This is a genomic window from Acinetobacter sp. FY683, assembly GCF_059515885.1.
The window spans coordinates 16,953-36,211 of sequence record NZ_JCAKNA010000005.1 but is presented as its reverse complement, the minus strand read 5'-3'; the positions used below and the strand labels follow the sequence as shown (position 1 = coordinate 36,211).

General features: G+C 39.5%; 28 protein-coding genes. All 28 read left to right on the top strand.

Annotation, left to right across the window (positions count from 1 at the left end):
* Positions 1 to 7: 7 nt before the first annotated feature.
* The 28 genes from AC5YDH_RS03890 (at position 8) to AC5YDH_RS03755 (ending at position 19,249) form a co-directional block, all read left to right on the top strand.
* Positions 8 to 178 carry a hypothetical protein gene (locus AC5YDH_RS03890; RefSeq protein WP_496116987.1) on the top strand — a complete coding sequence of 57 codons (171 nt, stop codon included), beginning with the start codon at positions 8 to 10 and terminating at the stop codon, positions 176 to 178.
* Positions 175 to 834, top strand: a complete 660-nt coding sequence (locus tag AC5YDH_RS03885) for a putative metallopeptidase (RefSeq protein ID WP_496116986.1) — start codon at positions 175 to 177, stop codon at positions 832 to 834. Before AC5YDH_RS03890 ends, AC5YDH_RS03885 begins: the two co-directional genes overlap by 4 nt.
* Before the next feature lie 43 nt (positions 835 to 877).
* Positions 878 to 1,327, top strand: coding sequence for a DUF2280 domain-containing protein (locus tag AC5YDH_RS03880; protein WP_496116985.1), 450 nt, complete (start codon positions 878 to 880; stop codon positions 1,325 to 1,327).
* Positions 1,308 to 2,561: a PBSX family phage terminase large subunit gene (locus AC5YDH_RS03875; protein WP_496116984.1), complete on the top strand. Its 1,254-nt coding sequence runs from the start codon at positions 1,308 to 1,310 to the stop codon at positions 2,559 to 2,561. Before AC5YDH_RS03880 ends, AC5YDH_RS03875 begins: the two co-directional genes overlap by 20 nt.
* Before the next feature lie 12 nt (positions 2,562 to 2,573).
* A complete protein-coding gene (locus tag AC5YDH_RS03870; protein ID WP_496116983.1) occupies positions 2,574 to 3,920 on the top strand; it encodes a DUF1073 domain-containing protein in 1,347 nt (448 codons plus the stop codon).
* A 66-nt stretch (positions 3,921 to 3,986) separates the two neighbouring features.
* Positions 3,987 to 4,712: a phage head morphogenesis protein gene (locus tag AC5YDH_RS03865; protein ID WP_496116982.1), complete on the top strand. Its 726-nt coding sequence runs from the start codon at positions 3,987 to 3,989 to the stop codon at positions 4,710 to 4,712.
* 42 nt (positions 4,713 to 4,754) lie between these two features.
* A complete protein-coding gene (locus AC5YDH_RS03860; RefSeq protein WP_496116981.1) occupies positions 4,755 to 6,080 on the top strand; it encodes a DUF2213 domain-containing protein in 1,326 nt (441 codons plus the stop codon).
* The gene (locus AC5YDH_RS03855) at positions 6,080 to 6,553 is read left to right on the top strand and encodes a structural cement protein Gp24 (RefSeq protein WP_496116980.1); all 474 of its coding nucleotides are present in this window, start codon (positions 6,080 to 6,082) and stop codon (positions 6,551 to 6,553) included. The genes AC5YDH_RS03860 and AC5YDH_RS03855 overlap by 1 nt, the downstream gene beginning before the upstream one ends.
* 65 nt (positions 6,554 to 6,618) lie before the next feature.
* The gene (locus AC5YDH_RS03850) at positions 6,619 to 7,638 is read left to right on the top strand and encodes a DUF2184 domain-containing protein (RefSeq protein ID WP_496116979.1); all 1,020 of its coding nucleotides are present in this window, start codon (positions 6,619 to 6,621) and stop codon (positions 7,636 to 7,638) included.
* 10 nt (positions 7,639 to 7,648) lie between these two features.
* Positions 7,649 to 8,044, top strand: a complete 396-nt coding sequence (locus AC5YDH_RS03845; RefSeq protein ID WP_496116978.1) for an STY1053 family phage-associated protein — start codon at positions 7,649 to 7,651, stop codon at positions 8,042 to 8,044.
* A complete protein-coding gene (locus AC5YDH_RS03840) occupies positions 8,044 to 8,430 on the top strand; it encodes a DUF4054 domain-containing protein (protein ID WP_496116977.1) in 387 nt (128 codons plus the stop codon). Before AC5YDH_RS03845 ends, AC5YDH_RS03840 begins: the two co-directional genes overlap by 1 nt.
* On the top strand, positions 8,427 to 8,906 hold the full coding sequence (locus AC5YDH_RS03835; RefSeq protein ID WP_496116976.1) for a hypothetical protein: 480 nt from the start codon (positions 8,427 to 8,429) through the stop codon (positions 8,904 to 8,906). The genes AC5YDH_RS03840 and AC5YDH_RS03835 overlap by 4 nt, the downstream gene beginning before the upstream one ends.
* Positions 8,906 to 9,277 carry a hypothetical protein gene (locus AC5YDH_RS03830; RefSeq protein ID WP_496116975.1) on the top strand — a complete coding sequence of 124 codons (372 nt, stop codon included), beginning with the start codon at positions 8,906 to 8,908 and terminating at the stop codon, positions 9,275 to 9,277. The genes AC5YDH_RS03835 and AC5YDH_RS03830 overlap by 1 nt, the downstream gene beginning before the upstream one ends.
* Positions 9,278 to 9,279: 2 nt before the next feature.
* Positions 9,280 to 9,810 carry a phage neck terminator protein gene (locus AC5YDH_RS03825; RefSeq protein WP_496116974.1) on the top strand — a complete coding sequence of 177 codons (531 nt, stop codon included), beginning with the start codon at positions 9,280 to 9,282 and terminating at the stop codon, positions 9,808 to 9,810.
* A 12-nt stretch (positions 9,811 to 9,822) separates the two neighbouring features.
* Entirely contained in the window at positions 9,823 to 10,944 is a 1,122-nt protein-coding gene (locus AC5YDH_RS03820; protein WP_496116973.1) for a DUF3383 family protein, read from the top strand.
* Between the two features lie 10 nt (positions 10,945 to 10,954).
* A complete protein-coding gene (locus AC5YDH_RS03815; RefSeq protein WP_496116972.1) occupies positions 10,955 to 11,398 on the top strand; it encodes a phage structural protein in 444 nt (147 codons plus the stop codon).
* Positions 11,399 to 11,408: 10 nt separating this feature from the next.
* Positions 11,409 to 11,867 (top strand): phage tail assembly chaperone, encoded by a 459-nt coding sequence (locus AC5YDH_RS03810; protein WP_496116971.1) that lies wholly within the window; start codon positions 11,409 to 11,411, stop codon positions 11,865 to 11,867.
* A gap of 38 nt (positions 11,868 to 11,905) precedes the next feature.
* Complete coding sequence (locus AC5YDH_RS03805; RefSeq protein ID WP_496116970.1) at positions 11,906 to 12,061, top strand: DUF6889 family protein; 156 nt, start codon at positions 11,906 to 11,908, stop codon at positions 12,059 to 12,061.
* Between the two features lie 254 nt (positions 12,062 to 12,315).
* Positions 12,316 to 12,492 carry a hypothetical protein gene (locus AC5YDH_RS03800; RefSeq protein WP_496116969.1) on the top strand — a complete coding sequence of 59 codons (177 nt, stop codon included), beginning with the start codon at positions 12,316 to 12,318 and terminating at the stop codon, positions 12,490 to 12,492.
* A complete protein-coding gene (locus AC5YDH_RS03795) occupies positions 12,485 to 12,613 on the top strand; it encodes a hypothetical protein (RefSeq protein ID WP_496116968.1) in 129 nt (42 codons plus the stop codon). Before AC5YDH_RS03800 ends, AC5YDH_RS03795 begins: the two co-directional genes overlap by 8 nt.
* A 27-nt stretch (positions 12,614 to 12,640) precedes the next feature.
* Entirely contained in the window at positions 12,641 to 14,728 is a 2,088-nt protein-coding gene (locus tag AC5YDH_RS03790; protein ID WP_496116967.1) for a phage tail tape measure protein, read from the top strand.
* A 37-nt stretch (positions 14,729 to 14,765) separates the two neighbouring features.
* Positions 14,766 to 15,482 (top strand): hypothetical protein, encoded by a 717-nt coding sequence (locus tag AC5YDH_RS03785; protein ID WP_496116966.1) that lies wholly within the window; start codon positions 14,766 to 14,768, stop codon positions 15,480 to 15,482.
* A 308-nt stretch (positions 15,483 to 15,790) separates the two neighbouring features.
* Positions 15,791 to 16,009: a hypothetical protein gene (locus tag AC5YDH_RS03780; protein ID WP_496116965.1), complete on the top strand. Its 219-nt coding sequence runs from the start codon at positions 15,791 to 15,793 to the stop codon at positions 16,007 to 16,009.
* A gap of 14 nt (positions 16,010 to 16,023) precedes the next feature.
* Entirely contained in the window at positions 16,024 to 16,584 is a 561-nt protein-coding gene (locus AC5YDH_RS03775; protein ID WP_496116964.1) for a DUF2335 domain-containing protein, read from the top strand.
* 61 nt (positions 16,585 to 16,645) lie between these two features.
* Positions 16,646 to 17,305: a phage baseplate protein gene (locus AC5YDH_RS03770; RefSeq protein WP_496116963.1), complete on the top strand. Its 660-nt coding sequence runs from the start codon at positions 16,646 to 16,648 to the stop codon at positions 17,303 to 17,305.
* Between the two features lie 10 nt (positions 17,306 to 17,315).
* Positions 17,316 to 17,615: a phage baseplate plug family protein gene (locus tag AC5YDH_RS03765; protein WP_496116962.1), complete on the top strand. Its 300-nt coding sequence runs from the start codon at positions 17,316 to 17,318 to the stop codon at positions 17,613 to 17,615.
* A complete protein-coding gene (locus tag AC5YDH_RS03760) occupies positions 17,612 to 18,574 on the top strand; it encodes a baseplate hub protein (RefSeq protein ID WP_496116961.1) in 963 nt (320 codons plus the stop codon). Before AC5YDH_RS03765 ends, AC5YDH_RS03760 begins: the two co-directional genes overlap by 4 nt.
* Positions 18,575 to 19,249, top strand: a complete 675-nt coding sequence (locus AC5YDH_RS03755; RefSeq protein ID WP_496116960.1) for a Gp138 family membrane-puncturing spike protein — start codon at positions 18,575 to 18,577, stop codon at positions 19,247 to 19,249.
* Positions 19,250 to 19,259 lie beyond the last annotated feature (10 nt).

Genomic DNA, 19,259 nt, shown 5'->3' with positions numbered 1-19,259 from the left:
GTGCTTTATGGTTGATATCGTAGAAGCGAAGAAGAATATTAAAACCCTGTCAGATGAAATCGAGAAATACCAAAACCTATCTCGTGGATTAATGACCAGAGATGAAATGATAGTTGTTGATTCCAAAATTACAGAATTTAAGAATCGTGTAAGAAACTTAAGGGCGTTATTGCAATGAAGCGACCATATCCACCTATTCAAGATTGTCAAAATACTGATGTAGAAGATGAAGAATTTATTGAAAGTGGTGGATTGCTTCATTTTGAGCCTGCAAACAATGATTTATGGCCATGGATAAAAGAAAAATTTTTAGAACCATGGGGCGAATTACATAATCCTGATCATGAGCATCTTTTATCTTTTCAGCCTCCCGATATTTCATTTTTATGGGCATATACAAGATGTGAAGCAAAAGATCGTCGGGTATTAGGACAAACTGAACGTGTAATGATTAACGTTGGTGGTTGGCGTAAGGATCGGCAAGAACTTCAATTGATTGACTGGTTTGGTGATGTGCCTAAATACATTATTACTTTGGATGCTCGTGTATGCCAGATAATGAGTGATGTTGATTTTTGTGCATTGGTCGAGCATGAGCTTTATCACATTGGGCATAAAAAACATAAAGAAACAGGTGAGTTTGAATATAACTCAATGGGTGAGCCTAAATTATTCTTACGTGGTCATGATGTTGAAGAATTTCACGGTGTTATCCAACGTTACGGTGCATCGGCTGACGTTCAAAAAATGGTAGAGCTTGCAAATGATGGTCCAACAATTGGTAAAGCTAAAATTGCTCATGCATGCGGTACGTGTTTATTGAAGTTGGCTTAATTTTTATCTACCTTGCTATACGTAGCTATACAGAGGGGTGTTTATGGCAGCACTAAAAGAGCCTGTGAAAATGTTTATAGTTCAGTCTCTTGCATGCTTTGAAACCCCTCAACAAGTAGTAGAAGCTGTAAAGCAAGATTATAAGATTGAAATCACACGGCAACAGGTTGCACTTTATGATCCAACCAAGGTTGCAGGTCGTAATCTCAGTAAAAAATTAAAAGATTTATTTGAGCAAACTCGTAAAGACTTTCGAGAAAATGTTGAAGACATCCCAATAGCCAATAAAGCATTCCGATTACGTGAATTGCAAAAAATGTATGACGATTGGGGTAAGAATAGAATTATGAAGCAGAATATTCTTAAACAAGCATTTCAAGAAACTGATGGTCGTGTGACGAAGCAAGAGATAGATCATACAAGTAAAGGTGAATCACTTAACAAGCCTACTGTAATTGAACTGGTGGCACCACATGTCAAAGGTACAGATTGAATTACCGCCTAAGTTGATACCGTTATTCAGCACACCAAGTGTTCGTTATAGATCATCATGGGGTGGTCGTGGTTCAGGTAAGACAAGAACATTTGCTCTTATGTCTGCTATCAAGGGTTATATGTATGCCGAAGCAGGTGTAAGTGGTTTGATTCTTGGTGCTCGTGAGCATTTAAATTCACTCTCTGATTCCTCAATGGAGGAAATCAAACAAGCTATACGCTCAGTACCATTTTTGAATGATTATTACGAAATGGGTGAAAACTTTATTCGTACCAAGAATCGCCGTGTGAGCTATGGATTTGCTGGTCTAAGGCACAACTTAGATAGCATTAAATCTAAAGCACGTATTTTGCTGTGCTGGGTAGATGAAGCTGAAACAGTAAGTGAAATGGCATGGCGCAAGTTATTGCCTACGGTTCGTGAAGATGATTCAGAGGTTTGGATTACTTGGAACCCTGAAAGACGAGACAGCGCAACCAGTCAGCGTTTTAGACATGAGCAAATTTTTGATGATATGACAGGTGAATTGATTGGTATTGGTTGTGAGATGAATTACTCCGACAATCCTTGGTTCCCTGATGTATTGGAAATTGAACGTCGCCAAGATCAAAAAAACCTTGATGATTCAACATATCGTTGGATTTGGGAGGGTGATTATCTTGAATTGTCTGAAGCTCAAATCTTTAGAAATAAATACGCAGTTGATGAATTTAGCGATGAGCTTTGGAAATCTGCCGAGCGCTTATTCTTTGGTGCAGACTTTGGATTTGCAAATGATCCAAGTACCTTGATTCGATCCTTTGCGATTGATAACACTTTATACATTGAATATGAAGCATTTGGCGTGGGCGTTGAGTTAGATGAAATGGCGCAGTTTTATGATGCTATTCCTGACTCAAGAGGATGGCCAATCAAAGGTGATTGCTCACGACCAGAAACGATTAGTTATTTAGTTCGACAAGGCTTTTCAATTTCCGCTGCTGAAAAGTGGCATGGATCGGTTGAGGATGGAATTGCCCACCTTAAAGGGTTTGATCGAATTGTTGTTCACCCTCGATGCGTAAAGATTCTTGAAGAATTTAGAAACTACTCATACAAGAAAGACAGGCTTACAGACGAAGTCTTACCAATCATTGTAGATAAATGGAACCACGGTATCGATGCATTACGTTATTCGCTAGATGGTTACATTATGGCTCGTGGTGGTACTGGTGTTTGGTCTAGGCTCTAACCGAGATAAGAAATGAAACTTTTAAAAAACTTTACCGCAGATAGTTTTCAAAACTTTGCTGCACGACTCGGCTTGGGCGCAGGAAGCCAGCATGATCAATCAACTTATGGTTTTTATTTTCTCAGTCGAGATCGATTAAAGCTTGAAGCTATGTATCGCTCAAGTTGGTTGGTTGGTCAGGTTGTTGATGTTGTTGCTGAGGATATGACTCGAGAGGGTATCAATTTACGTGGTTTAGAGCCTAAAGATTCAGAAGTTATTCAGCAGGAAATGGATCGCTTAGAGATTTGGAACGAACTAACAAACACTATTAAGTGGGGTCGCCTTTATGGTGGTGCTATTGCTGTCATGCTTATTGATGGTCAAGACGTTAGTACTCCACTTGATGTGAATACGGTTGGTAAAGATCAATTCAAAGGATTGATGGTTTTAGATCGCTGGCTTGTATTGCCGACACTTCAAGACTTAGTAACCGATTATGGTCCTGATTTTGGTAAGCCTAAATACTACGATGTGATTGCTGATTCATTGGGATTATCTAACCAAAAGATTCACTACTCTCGCGTAATTCGCATTGATGGTGTGGATTTACCATATTGGCAGAAAATCACTGAAAACCTTTGGGGGCAGTCAGTCATTGAGCGTTTATTAGATCGCTTGGTGGCTTTTGATAGTACAACTACAGGTGTTGCACAGCTTGTCTATAAAGCTCATTTACGCACATACAAAGTAAAAGGCTTACGAGCAATTATTGCTGCAGGTGGTAAGGCTTTCGAGGGTTTGGTAAAGCAGATCGAGCAGATTCGATTATGGCAATCCAATGAGGGCTTAACTCTCATGGATGCAGATGATGAGTTTGCAACACATTCTTATTCCTTTGCAGGGCTTGATGCGGTTTTATTACAGTTTGGTCAACAGTTGTCAGGTGCTTCACAAATTCCACTTGTTCGTTTATTTGGTCAGTCACCAAGTGGTATGAATGCAACAGGTGAATCGGATTTAAGCAACTACTACGACAATATCAACCAACAACAAGAACGTCGCATGCGTACAGCATTGGGAACACTCTTACAGGTTGTTTCATTGTCTGTGCTTGGTAAGCCATTACCTGAATCATTCACCTTTGATTTTGCTTCATTGTGGCAAATTGACGATGTGCAGAAAGCTGATATCGCCGTGAAGATTACGGATTCTATCTGTAAAGCTGAAGAACAGGGATTAATTTCAACTCAAGCAGCAATGAAAGAATTACGTCAATCTAGTGAAATTACAGGAATTTACTCAAGTATTACAGATGATGACATTGAATCGTCAGATGATAAGGTACCGAAGCCGAGAGTTGGTGAGAGTTATGAATAGTTTATTTGAAGTGCCAAAAATACTGATTCAGCTTTATCTCCATTGGTGGAAGCAGGTGCTCAACTTATGAGACACACACCGAACCGAGCGCGTAAGGTTGAGAAGAAATATGGCAGGCAGTTAAGGCAGATTGCCAGCCATATTGATTCAATCGTTAAGGGTTTTGATGTAACTGATGAGACTGTTTACCCTGCAATCGTAATTGCGCTTAGACAGTATGCTGATTCACTTGATATTTGGGCGAAGAACGCTTCATCCAAAATCATTATGGATATTGCTTTACGTGATGAGCGTACATGGCTTGAATATTCAAAAGATATGTCTGTCGGGGTTCGTCGAGAGGTACGTGAGACCGATGTTGGTATGGTGATGCAAAAACTTATTGCTGAGCAAACCAGTCTCATTACATCGCTACCACTTGAAGCCGCACAACGTATTCAAGATTTATCTATCCGAGCAATCATTGAGGGTGGTCGAGCTGATGAAATATCAGGTCTGATCATGGCGACAGGTCAAGTCACCAAGGCAAGAGCTAATACAATTGCTCGCACTGAGGTATCAAGAGCGTCAACCATATTCACCCAAGCAAGAGCGGAAGCGCTTGGAAGTGAGGGTTACATTTGGCGAAGTGCTGAAGATGCTGATGTACGTGACAGACATAAAGAATTGAATGGGAAGTATTGGAGATGGGATAGCCCACCAATTGCTGATGAAAAGTCAGGTATTCGAGCACATGCAGGTTGCATTTGGAATTGCCGATGTTATCCCGAACCAGTTATCCCTGAAGAATAACCACCGAGAGGTGGTTTTTTATTGCCTATTTAAAGGTGAATCATGTTTAAAAAGAAAACAAAAGATCGGCAAACTAAAGACCGGTCAAACTTTTATACCGTTGGAAAGCTTGGGAAAACACGTGAAATAACACCAGAAGGTTATTTACTGTGTCGTGATGTTCCTTTGGCTTGTACTGGTTCGCTTTTATATGGTGAAGGTGAAGTACCAGTTACAGCTGATGCAGGTTTAATTGTTATTACTCGTGGTGATGATGATTTATTTAGCTCTCAAACAATGGCGAGTTTTGAAGGCAAGCCAATCACAAATGATCATCCTGATGATTGGGTAACACCTGACAACTGGAAAGAATTGTCAAAAGGCGTGGCACAAAATGTTCGTCGTGGCGAAGGTATTGAAGATCATCTCTTGATTGCTGACTTACTTGTTCAAGACAAAGACGCGATTGAGGCGATTCAGGGCGGAAAAGTACAAATTTCTCTTGGCTACGATGCTGACTATACAGAGGTTAGCAAAGGCAAGGGCACACAGAGCAACATTATTGGTAATCACGTTGCATTAGTAGACAAAGGGCGGTGTGGTTCACGTTGCTCAATTGGAGATAAACAAATGCCTAAAAAGCTAAGTTTTGCGGATCGCATCCGTAATTTGGTAAAAACAAAAGATTCAGATGAAGCTGAGAAATTGGCTAAGGCTGTGGAAGATCAGGAGCCTGATCTTAAAACTGAAGATGACGATGAGGATGAAGGCAAAAGCAAAACTGCTGATAGTCAATTCCAAAAAGAAATGCGTCAGTTCATGAAAACAATGGATTCTCGTCTTGAGGCTTTGGAAAAGAAAAAAACCAAAGATTCAGATGATCCTGAAAAGAAAACTGAAGATGATGACGAAGACAGTAAAACAGGCGATGAAGACATTGATCCTGAAAAAACCGAAGACGACATTCTTGAAGCCGAAAAAGCAGAAAAAGCCGATGTGGGTACAACTTACACAGGTGATTCACTTCAAGACTTGCGCTCTCGCGCTGAAATTCTCGCACCCGGTCTTAAGCTACCGACACTTGATTCGGCATCAAAAGATATTGGTAAAGTTGCTAACACAGCAAAACGTAATGCTTTAAAACAGGCTTACGCGACTGCCGATGGTGTTAAGACAATTGGTCCTTTCGTTGGTGGTGCTAATGCAAATATTGATGCATTGCCTGCATACACAATTGATGCTGCATTCGTTGGTGCATCTGAGCTTATTAAGCAACAAAACAATTTAAAAGGTGTTCGTACGGGTGTGACGACTCGTGATTTTGGTCGCTCAGCTCCAACACCTGCCGACATTAACGCTAAAAACCAAGCTTTCTGGAGTAAAAAATAATGGGTAACGCATTCTTATACCGCATGCCATCAGGCATTGCAGGTGATGTATCTCGCAAATCACACTCAACCATTGAAGCTCATGACGCTGTTGCAGGCTTCGCTGGTTTTGGCTTGTTTGGCAAATTAAATGCTGACGGTAAATTTGCTCCACTTGGCGCAGGTGATACTGCTGTTTATGGTCTTATTGTTCGCTCATACCCGACACAATCAGCAACTAATGCTTTGGGTGTTGCGGTACCAGCGAAAGGCTTTAATGATGTTTTACGCCGTGGCTACATGACAGTAAAAGTGAATGCTGGTACAGCAAAAGCAGGTGGTAAGGTTTACGCACGTATCACAGCAGGCACAGACATTAAGCCTATCGGTGGTATTGAAGCAGTTGCAGATGGTGCAAACACAATTGAAGTGAATGCTATCTTTATGCATACAGCAGATGCATCAGGCAATGTAGAAATTTCTTACAACATTTAAAAATTAAATTGACGTAGATCTGGGCGCTTTAAGCGTCTTTTTTTATGTCTAGGGAAAAATAAGATATGAGTAAATTACTTATTGCATCAACACTTGCTCAAGCTGTGGCAATGGGGTCGCCTGTTCGTGCGCGTACGAAAGACCAGATGCTTACTTTTGACCAACGCACAGTTGATAGCTCAGGTGCATTTTTAGTTGGTGAACTTGAACGCTTAGACCAAACAATGCATGAACCATTAGCGTCGGTTACATGGTCGCGTGATATTCATTTGCGTTCTGATGTATCGATTGCTGATGAAACCTCATCTTTCACCAATTCTACTTTTGCCGCTGCAGGTGGTCCATCTGGTAATGGCAAATCTTGGGTGGGTAAAAACACTGATGCTATTCAGGGTATTGCTTTAGACATTGGTAAAACTGCAACACCATTAACACTTTGGGCTATGCAGATCGGCTTCACACTTCCTGAGCTTGAATCTGCTCAAAAGGTTGGTCGTCCTGTTGATGCTCAGAAACATGCAGGTCTGACGCTTAAATACAACATGGATGTAGATGAGCAGGTTTATATCGGTGATTCTCAATTGGGTCTTGAAGGTTTATTCAACTCAAGCAAAGTGGGTGCAACAAACGTCAATGCTTCTTGGGCGACTGCTACACCACAGCAAATCCTTGATGATGTAAACCTTGTGTTGAACAACGCTTGGGTTGCTTCAGGTTTTGCGGTATGTCCTGACAAATTACTTTTACCTCCACAACAATTTGGTTTGTTAACAAGCCGTGTTGTAAGTGATGCTGGTAATATTTCAATTCTTGAATTTCTAAAAATCAACTGCCTTGCAATGTCTGTAAATGGAAAGCCTTTGGATATTGTTCCTTCTAAGTGGGCTGTTGGGCGCGGTGTTGCAGGGAAAGACCGTATGATGGTTTATACACAGTCTGAAAACCGTGTTCGTATGCCATTAGTGCCGTTACAGCGCACCCCACTTGAATATCGTGATTTACGCCAATTGACGACTTACTTTGGTCGTATCGGTGCAGTGGAATGGGTTTACCCTGAAACTGCTTACTACGCTGATGGACTATAAGGAGTAGGCCATGCCTCAAATTTTATTATCAAAAGAACTCACAGTGAATCTTGGTAAAGATGAGCATGGTCAGCAAAAAACAGTAAAACTTCCTGCAGGTTTGCAGGAGGTTTCGGACGAAATTGCTGATCATTGGTTTGTAAAGGAACATTCACAAGAAATCACAGCATCTGATGCTGCTAACAAAGAACTACAAGATGCTTATGATGCTCTAAAGGTTGAGCATGAAGCACTTATAGATCAATCGGATGAAGCAACTAAAAAAATCACAGCATTGGAAAAACAAGCTAAAGCTGATGCTGCAAAAATTGCTGAATTGGAAAAAGCTCAAGCTGAACAGAAAAGCGCAGACACTCAGCTTGATTTAACTCAGCAAGAAACTAAAGCAAATACAAAGGCTAAGTAATGTTAGATGAATCAACCTTTCGGCAGAACATGCCAATGTTTGCCGATATGGATCAATTTCCATCAGCGCAATTCAATTTTTATTTAAAACTTGGAGCCAAGCTGTTACCTGAAAGCCGTTGGGATGATTTATTAGATGATGGGCTCACATTTTATGTGGCTCATTATTTGACGCTATATGCTCGTGATATGGCTTTTGTTGATGTGGGTGGCATTGGTGGCAAGGTTGTTGGAAATGAAACCTCTAAGTCTATTGATGGTGTTTCTAAGTCGATGGATGTATCGAGTGTTTTAAATGCCGATGCAGGTCATTGGAACCAAACGACCTATGGTATTCAATTCTATCAACTTATGATGATGGTTGGTGCAGGTGGTATTCAGTTATGAGTGTCGCAATGTCGGGAGGTGGATTAGCGTCCATCTTTGAAGCAATTGATACACTAACATCACAAGAGGTCTTGGTGGGGATTCCACACGGTGAGGCTCGTTCTGATTCGGATATGACTAATGCTCAAATTGGCTATATTCAAGAAACAGGCTCACCAAGTATGAATTTACCACCTCGACCTTTTTTGGTACCAGGTGTTGAAAGTTGCCAAGACCAAACAGCAATGCATCTTACCAAGGCGGCTGATGCTGCTTTAAAGGGAAATGTTGCTTTGGTGAATCGTCATTTAAATACTGCAGGCATGATTGCTCAAAATACTGTACGCGCTTATTTTACAAGTGGTCACTTTGAGCCTTTATCTGAAGTAACAAAAAAAATGCGACTTGCAAGAGGTCGAAAAGGCATAAACCCATTAATAGATACAGGTCAATTAAGGCGATCCGTAACCTATGCCATAAAGAAAACAGGTGAGTAATGGCAGGCTTAGATGTAAGTGATGTTTTATTAGACCCTGATTTCATGGAAAAGGGATTGGTTTGCAAGCGAACCCTTGTGGATGTTGGTGATAATGGGCGACCCATTAAGACAGAAACTAACCATCCGTTTAATGCAGTTGTAACAACAAACAATGGTATTAACTTAGACCGCCAACCTGATGGAACAATCATCAAGGGTGCAATCAATTTGCACACACGCTTTGCTTTGACTGCAGGTGATGCAAATCATCAAGCGGATGAGGTTGTATGGCGTGGTCAAACTTATATCGTGATTCAGGTTTTACCTAATCTGCATTACGGTCGTGGCTTTGTTAAAGCAGTCTGCACTATTAAACCAATCACAGGCTAACTATGAATACTTCTGAAACAGGTGGATATTTGCTGCCTGATGGCGAAGCTGTACCAAATGATCAGTTACTTGAAGATATTTTGCAGGGATTAATTGTTGGTGTAACTGGTCTATTGGGTAAGTGGGTAAGACCTCGATTTCAAACTGAACCACCATCAATACCAAAAATCACTCAAGATTGGGTAGCTTTTGCAGTTCAAAACCAAACACCTGATGATGGACCATACTTCGAGCAATCGGAAAATCAAACCTCAATTCGCCATGAACGACTTGAGGTTTTTTTATCTTTCTATGGTCCTAATGGCCAGATGTATGCAAAGCGGTTTATTGATGGTTTGGCAATTCCACAAAACATGGATCAGGTTTCCAAGCATGGGATTAAGTTTGTTGAGGTTGGGAGGGTGCTTACAGCTCCTGACAAGATCAACGAGCAATATGTTCATCGGTTTGATGTAACGGCTGTTTTTAGTAGAAAAACCAAAGAAGCCCACCTGATTAAAACCTTTCAAGATTTCGAAATTAAAATTAACTAGGAGTAGTCTTTAATGACATTACCTGTTTCCAGTGTCGTCAATGTTAGTATTTCTCTAGCAGCTTTGGCGGCAGGACCACGTTCGTTTGGTTCATTGCTGATTTTAGGCACAACAAGTGGTGTCATTGATACCATTGAACGTATGCGTGAGTATTCAAGCATTACCGAAGTTGGTGATGATTACGGTGTTGATGATCCTGAGTATCAGGCGGCCTTGGCTTATTTTGGTCAAGCTCCAAAACCTCGCACACTTTACATTGGTTATTGGGATAAAGAGAGTGAAACACCTGAAACCATTGCTGAAGTGGTGAATGAGTGTCTTGAGTCGCTTAAATGGTACGGATTAACTATTGCAGCAGATTTAACTTCACAAGAAGCCGATTCGGTTGCAGCTATTATTGAAGCTTCTGATCCAGTACGCATGTTTGGTTACACAACTCAACAAGAAGCTACTCTGGATGGGTTGAGCACCACAGATACAGCTTATTTGCTTAAAAACAAAAACTATCGCCGTACATTCACAATTTTCTCTAGCGATAATCCTTACGCTGCAGCATCGATGTTTGGTCGTGCATTTAGTGTCAACTTTATGGGCACAAACACAACAATCACTCTGAAGTTTAAACAACTACCAGGTATTGCTGCGGAAGATTTAAAAACACGCGAAGCGAAAGCTCTAGCAGCTAAAAACTGTAACGTGTTTGCCAAATACAATAATGACACAGCCATCCTTCAAGAAGGTGTGATGTGTGATGGTTCATTCTTTGATGAGATTCATGGTTTGGATTGGTTACAAAATCATCTCGAAACAGCACTTTGGAATTTGTACTACACGAGCACAACCAAAATCCCTCAAACACCTGCAGGTGTGAATCGTCAATGTGGCGTTCTAGAACGTGCATGTGAGCAAGGTGTAACAAATGGCTTGTTGGGTGAAGGTCAGTGGAATGGTGATAGTTTTGGGTCGCTTGAAACAGGTGATTACCTAACTAAAGCATACTATGTTTTTGCTAACAGCTTGAATGGTCAAGCACAATCAGAACGTGAGGCACGTAAAGCGCCAGTGTTCCAAATTGCAACAAAATTGGCAGGTGCTACGCATTTCGCTGATGTCATTGTTTCGGTAAACCGATAAGGGGAATTTCATGACAGCTTATAGTTTTATGGACACAGCATGCACCCTAACAAGTGATGATGGTGTTGTAGATATTGGTTACGGTGCTGCGATTGCTGACGAAGGTATTACCTTCGCAATGGCTGGTGATAAGAATACGATGACCATTGGTGCGGATGGTGAGGGTATGCACTCACTGCACTGTGATAAATCAGGTCAAGTGACCATTCGTTTACTCAAAACCTCACCAACAAATGCAAAGTTGATGAATCTTTACAACATTCAGCAGTCCTCGACAACAAAGTGGGGGAAAAACACAATCACAATGAATCACAGTGGCTCAGGTGATAACTACACTGCTACGAAATGTGCATTCAAAAAAGCCCCTGACTATACGAATGCAAAAGATGGTTCTACGGTTGAATGGATTTTTGATGCTATAAAAATTGATTCTAAGCTTGGCACATATAGTTAAAAGGTAAACCATGGAAAAATTAAATATTAATGGCCATGATTACACGGTTGGGCGCTTAAATGCGCTCGATCAACTTCATGTATCTCGCAAAATCGCACCTATTGTTCCAACAATCATGCCAATTATCTCTGAAATTGCTAAAGGTGATTTAGATGAAACACTGAAAGCAATTGAAGCTGGTGATAATGCTGAAATTTCAGAACTCGAACCGCTTACAGAAGCCTTAATGCCACTCATGGAAGCATTTGCAAACATGCCTGAGGATGATGTGAATTACATTACCTATAAGTGTTTGTCTGTTGTAAAACGTAATGGCGCTGTGGTTTGCCGTGGTCAAACAATCATGTTTGATGACATGGAGATGGGACAAATCCTGCCACTTATTGTTGCGGTGGTTCGTACAAACTTGGGAAATTTTATTCAAGGGTTGCTTACGAAGGCATCGAGCATCAAGACAGCCCAAGAATAAATTATAAAAATTTGCCTGATGATGGTATGGATTGGCTCATGCGTCCATGTGTAAAAGGCATGTGTAAGTTTGAATCATTGAAAAATGGCAAGCTTGATTTAGCTGATATCGCTTTGATGAATGATGCTTTGGATGTGATTGCAGATAATGAGTATTTAATTCATCAAGAGAAGGAAAAGCAGAGTAAGAAATAGTCTTGTATTAAGTGATTTTTACAATGCGACCTAGTAAAAATATTTCTGCAATTGTGAATAATGAAATCTAACAAACGAATGACCGAGAATTAATGTCTCGGTTTTTTTATGCATAAAGCTTGGAACTCGTTCCAATACTTTTGATGAAAGAGGTTGGGTTTAATAAACCCATAAAAGCAAAAAGCCAAGAACGGCAAATTCTTGGCTTTTTTGTTTCCAGTTGAACAGAGCAGAACAAGAGGAAAACATATTACATGGGTGATTTTATCATAGGTTTGAATGGAATACTAAAAATGACAGCAGATATTTCTATGTGGCGATTAGTGTTTTTGTTACTAGCTGTGATTGTTTGCATATTTGCCTGGCAGTCTCCGCAGTTTTTTAAAACATATCTTGAATATAAGAAACATAAAAGTAGCAAAGATGAGTGAACAAGATACAGGAAAAGTAGCCATCATCATGGCTTGGGGAAAATCAATTTCACTGGTGATTGGTAGTTTAGCTGGCTTAATAACAGTGTTCACCATAGCAATTGTTAAATCATGCTCGTAAAAAATTAATAATTAGATAGGTACTCTCATGGCACAAGCAGGTGTGATTCGTGACTTCATGGTCGCATTAGGATTTAAAACTGACAATTCAGGCTTGAATCAAATGCAAGGTGCTATGAATGGTTTAGAGTTAAAAGCAACAGCATTAAAGGGTGCTTTACTAGCTCTAGCAACAGGTGCGGTAGTTGCGGTAAGACAAACAGCAAGTGAGCTAGATAAGCTCTATTATTCTTCTCAGCGTATTGGTGCAAGTGTTACTAATATCAATGCATACGGCAATGCTATCGCTCAATTAGGCGGTAGTGCAGAGGGTGCTATAGGTTCACTTGAATCGCTTGCTGAAAAGATGCGTAATTCACCAGGTTATGAAAGCCAAATCCAAGGACTAGGCGTAAGCACTCGTAACGCAAATGGCGAGATGCGTGACCGTGTTGAAATGATGAAAGACCTAAGTGGTGTTTTATCTAAAATGCCTGCATATCAAGCCAATGCTTATGCAAGCTCACTCGGTATCGACCAAAATACGTTGCTTGCAATGCGTGATGGTAAATTCATGGCGAACATGGAGAAATACCAAAAGATTCAAAAAGAACTTGGAATGAATGACGACCTTGCCAAATCAGGCAATGAGTTCATGTCTGAGTATCGTGATTTAACCATGATGACAAAGACAGGCTTTCAAGTCATTGTGATGCAAGCAGGTAAGGCTTTAATCCCTATTTTACGTTTACTCAATCAACTTGTTAGAGCCGGTATATCTGCTTTTAGCCAATTGAACCCTGAGATTAAGCAAGGTTTAGCAGTTGGTTTGCGTTTCGCAATGTTAGCAGTTGTATTTGGAGGTTTTATTAAGGTATTTGGACTGTTGTTTAAGTTCATACCAGCATTAAAGTCGCTAATTGGCTTGGTTAAAATGTTGCGTTTAGCATTCCTAGCATCACCAATAGGTATTGTTTTAGCTTTAGCTGCTGCAATTGGCTTGCTGTGGGATGATTATCGAACTTGGAAGGAAGGTGGAAAATCACTCATTGATTGGTCTAAGTGGACTGAGGAGATTGATTTTGCAGTAGAAAAAATTAAAGAGTTGATTCAGTGGATTCAAAACTTAACCAAAGCTGCACTCGATTGGAGTTTAGGTGAAGGTACTTATGATTCAGTAGTTGATTTCACCTCTCGAAAAATCATTGAACCGGTTGCAGAGGGTATTAAAAAGCTCACAGGTGGTGATGCTACGAAGAAGGCTGTCGAAGCTACAGTTGGTACTGTTAAAGCTGTGAATGATGGGGTTAAGGGAGTGGCTAGTGGTGCTGGTAAAAAACTAGAGTTATCTGAAGAGGATATTGTTCGGATTATGAAGGTTGCCTCAACTGAGGTTGTTCCATCTTTAAAGGGTAAAAACTTTGAAAATCAGGCAGCAGGTGTTGTTGATACCATCTTAAATCGAGTTGCATCAGGAAAATTTGGTAGTTCTGTTAAAGATGTTGCAAATCAAGAATGGGCTTTTTCTGATATCAATACACCAAGGAAGAGTGCTTATGGTAGTGTCGATAAAGTGCCAATGAAAAGGGTTTCTAAAAAAATGGAGACTTTTGTACGTCAGTATCTCGCTGACAGAGCAAATGGAAAGGCATCTAGTGTCGGGGATAATATCTCTTATGCGAATCCCAACTTCTTGAAAGAAGCTAGTGCTAATACCAAAAAATGGGTTAAAGAGGTGGAGAAACAAGCTAGGGTATCAGGTCAAGTATATGGTGCGGGCAATGCTATTCATGTTCATGGCACACCATCTGCTGATGCTTGGAAAAAACCGAAGGCTTATTATATTTCATTACCTGGGCGCGTATCATCATCAACAAGCAATACACTACCAATCAACTCCAAAGACCTGACAAGGCTTGCTGAAAACTCAAGTGTTCCAAGTGGTAACCCTCACAAGTCGCAAATTGCCAACTCAAACATTACGGCTTCAAATCTGACAATCCATCAAAGCTTTAAAACCGATATGACATTAAATGGCGTATCAAGCCCAATGGAATCCGCTAACGCCGTGAAGCGTCAGCAGGAGAATGATTTAGCAATCATGGCAAGGGGTGCTAAGGGTGTGTTTGTTGTTTGATTTATGATAATTTTAAGAAAATAATTGAGTATTTTGAATGAAAAAAATTATATTTACTGTGATATTGGTAGTCATATCTTCAATGGCTTGTGCAAAAGATAATATGGAAAATAATCTTTTAAGGTTTTTATATTTTAATGATTTGAAAACATGGGTTGAGGGTGGGGATTCATTATTAGATTGGTCTTCGTACTCAAATCGAGATAAATTAATTTCAAAAGATTTTTATGCCCCACATCTTATTATTCATGAATTTGATCGGAATATTTATGACGCATCAAATAAATATAATAAAGTTCCAACCTTATTAAAAGGGGTTGTCCACAGTGTAAAAGCTGATAGAAATAACAAACCTATTGTATCTTTTGTTGCTGGTTATGGTGATCAATTTGAGGCTTTAGGTTTTGATATTGAAGATGTCCAAGGGTTGAAGCGAGGACAGCAATTTGAATTCGTTTGTTATCAATTTGCTTACAACGGAATAACCTTGGGGTCAAAAAACTGCACAACCTTGGAAAAATATTATAATTTAGTGTCTTTGGAGATATTTGATAACATTGATATTAATACGCTAAATAATAATGGTGCAGCAATAATGTCTCAGATATACGAGGCAGTAGAGACTGTGCCAAAAGGTAATTTGAAGGATTTTTACAACAACTGTGGTGATAAGCCTGCTGATGATGGTAAGTGTTTAAATCAAATACAAAAACTCGCAGAAGATGGGATGTTCAAAGTTAAAAAAGCACCCTAGGGTGCTTTTTTATATCCACCACTAAACAATAAAGCTGAGATAAGTAGTAGTTTTTTCATGGTTAAATCCTTATACATAAGGTAAATATATATTTTATGTTAAGCAATGAAAGAATTAATAAAAATTAACAATGTATCCAAGGATCAATTATATCAATACTTAAGGAAAATAATTATGAAAAAAGGTCGCCATTTAAGCATTGGTATGGTAGGTAAATGTCATTGACATATGATGTAATTGTCAATATAGTTGTGGATAACCCTAGCATCAGCCGATGAATAGGGTGTTTTTGTCTAAGGAGAAACATCATGAGACGCACAAGTGCTTTTATTGAAGGTATGTGTTCAGCTTTTAATGTGATACCAAAACAAACTAAACATAAAGCTAATTTTATTTCAGAAGCAAAAACACCAAAAGTTGATACTCGTGTTTCAACTATTGATAGTGCTTCAGCGTGGGTTACTGTGGGTTCATATATGAAGAAAGCAGGAAATACCTATGAGCTTGAACATAATATTGCGAAATGATTAAGGGTTGAAAATTGACTGGCGATATTAAAAATCTACCTAATTTGGATATAGATATAAACCCCGATCAAAAAGTAACACCTATAAGTATTGAAAAAGACTATTCACGTCACAGGGTTGAAGCTTCATTTCAATCCATAAAAACACCATATCTACCTCCTGATTTTTTAGAATCTTATGAAAAAACTCTACCAGGATCAGCTCGTGAAATATTCAATCTTATACATGAGCAGCAGAAATTTGAAATAGAAGTTAAGCGAAAAGAGCTTGAGTTTATAGAGAGAAATCTAACTAGATCTGAATCTGTTGATGAAGCAAATATTAGGGAGCAAGACTCACTTAATGTAGCAAGATCAAGAGAGATAGATATTAAGTCAAGAGGTCAGTGGTTTGCTTTTGCTTCAATGGTATTGTTGCTACTAGCATCTTTTGGGTTTGCATGGTTGGGCATGAAAATTCAAAGTAGTACTTGCTTGGGCTTGATTATCGCAATGGCTGTTATAATGTTTTTACAGAAAACAATAGGCCATGAAAAAGCTGAAGAAGAAATAACAGATAGTGATAAAGAAAAATAAAATAATTGTAAATCAATAAACCTCCTCCGGGAGGTTTTTTATTACCCAAGGAAAAGTAAAAATGACGATTACCTCAGTTTTATCGAGTGCACTTGGGAATGTTGGAAGCATACCGGGTGTGGAAAGCGTTGGATCTTTATTGCTTGCAGGGCAAGGTCGAACAATCATGGGGTTGTTCGCAGATGTAACGGTTGAAGAAAAGCACACAGATGAAATGGAAATCACAGAACATCCAACAGAAGTTGGTGCACCAATTAACGACCATGCATTCAAAAAACCACCAGAGCTAAAAGTAAAAGTGGGGTGGTCGGAAAGCGCAGGAAGATTAGAGGGGTTGGTTGGTAATACTGCGCTCGGTGGTGATTTAAGTCTTGTGATTGTTTATGAAACATTGCAGAAACTTCAAAGTTCAGCCGTTCCATTGATCGTGATGACAGGCAAGCGGCTATACACAAATATGCTAATTAAGTCCTTGTCTGTAACGACTGATTTAACAAGCGAAAATGCATTGATGGTTGAGATTCACTTTAAGAAAATTATTCTTGTTAAAACCTCTCAAACCGTCGTTGCTGTGGAAAATCAAGCAAACCCTGCTGAAACATCAGGTGTTGCGGATAATGGAACAGTACAACCAAAACCAGTAGAAACATCAATGTTAGGCAAGCTCACAGGAGTAGCAGAACAGGGTGGTGCTTACACTCTTGGAAATCCACTTAAATAAAAGGTGAGTTATGGCTTTATATGAAATTCCACTCACATCACAAAATCAGAAATTTAATATTTCTCTTGGTGGTAAACAGTACAAATTACGGTTTATTTATCGCATAGATGCTTGGTTTTTTGATGTGCTTGATACTTCTGAAAACGTATTAATTGGCAGTCTTTTGATGTGTCAAGGCATTAATTTATTAGGGCAATATCAACATATTTTAAAAGGTGCTTTCTATTCCTTAAATGCAAATAAAGATGAATCTCAAGCTTTTAGTGATTTAGGTCGGAATATAAAATTATATTGGGAGCCTTTTGAATGACATTGCAATGGCAACGTAATTTTAGATTAACAATTCAAGTTGATAAGGATGCTGAATCCGCACTAGATTTATCAGAGTTCCGCTGTGTATTCCAAGTAAGCCAAGCAACTGCAACTCAGCCTAAAGCAGCACAAGTTTACATTTACAATCTTTCAGATAAGACAATGAATTTATTGGCAGGTGTAGATAACTCCAATCTTAACACCACAGTAATTATTGAGTGTAGTTATGGGGTTGATCCACTCCAAACCATCTTTAAGGGTCGAGTATTTCAATATCGCCGTGGTCGTGAAAATGCAACAGATACTTATTTGTGTGTTCTTGCTATATCGGGTGATAAAGTCCAAAACGAAGTAATTGTGAATCAGTGTGTGCCATCAGGAACCACAGTTGATGAAATGGGACAAGTTTTAATTGCTGAAGCACAAAAAAGTGGTATGGATGTCGGAGAAACTGTAAAGCTAAGCGAACAAGCATACCCAAGAGGTCGTGTATTGTTTGGTTCTTTGGGTGGTTACATCCAAAAAATTGGCAAAGAGAATAATGTGACTTTTGATTGGTCGGATGATGTTCTTCGATCAATTGATGCAGATAAATATTCAATAGAGCCGATTCAAATTATCACACCAACCACAGGCATTGTCGGATTACCCGAACTTACAAGCGAAGGCTTAAATGTAAAATGCCTACTCAATCCAAGCTTAAAAAGAATGGGGCGAATACGAATTGATATGTCTACTTTGCAAAGTCAGCAATATGACATTGATTATGATTCACAAGGCAAGGATCAAGTTTTTAAGAATCCTAAAACAGCGTCCAATGCAGAGGGTATTTTTGTGATTCAAGCGATTGAGCATAATGGCGATACTCGTGGCAATGATTGGTACTCGGTTATGTCATGCACAGCAATTGGCGCAGCAGTGCCAACGACAGGTATATCTATTTCAGCGGTGGATTAAATGGCTTTAACCAATAATGAACGCTCACCTGATTTACTGCAAATTATCAAAGATGCGATTCAGGCTGAGCTAACAAACCTTTGGACTTGTTTGCCGTGTGAAGTTGTTAAGTACAATCCCGATGCAGTCACGGTAGATGTTCAATCAACCATTAAGATTCCAATTAATCTACCAAGCGGTGAGATTGAATTGGTTGAACTCCCAATGTTTCTTGATGTGCCAGTAATGTTCCCATGTGCAGGCGGATTCACAATTACTCATCCGATTAAACAGGGTGACGAATGCTTAGTGAGTTTTGCGGATCGAAACATTGATGTGTGGTGGCAACAAGGCGGTATTCAAAATCCTTTCGATACTCGAAAACATGACTTATCAGATGGTTTTGCATTCTTTAAACCGCAAAGTCAGAAGAATAAAATTAGCGGAATTTCAACTGATAGTCTTGAAATAAGAAACGATGCTAATACCTGTAAAATTCAGATCACGCCTGATGGGGTGATTAATTTCATCGGTACAAAGTCGGTATTTTATCATCCTGTAGAAATGAAAAGTACATTAACTGTAGATGGGATTATTAAATCACTATCCGATGTATTGGCTAAGACAATTAGCTTATTTAACCACAAGCATGGCGGTGTGCAGTCAGGTGGTAGTGATACCAACATTCCAAAATAATGAGGGCCAT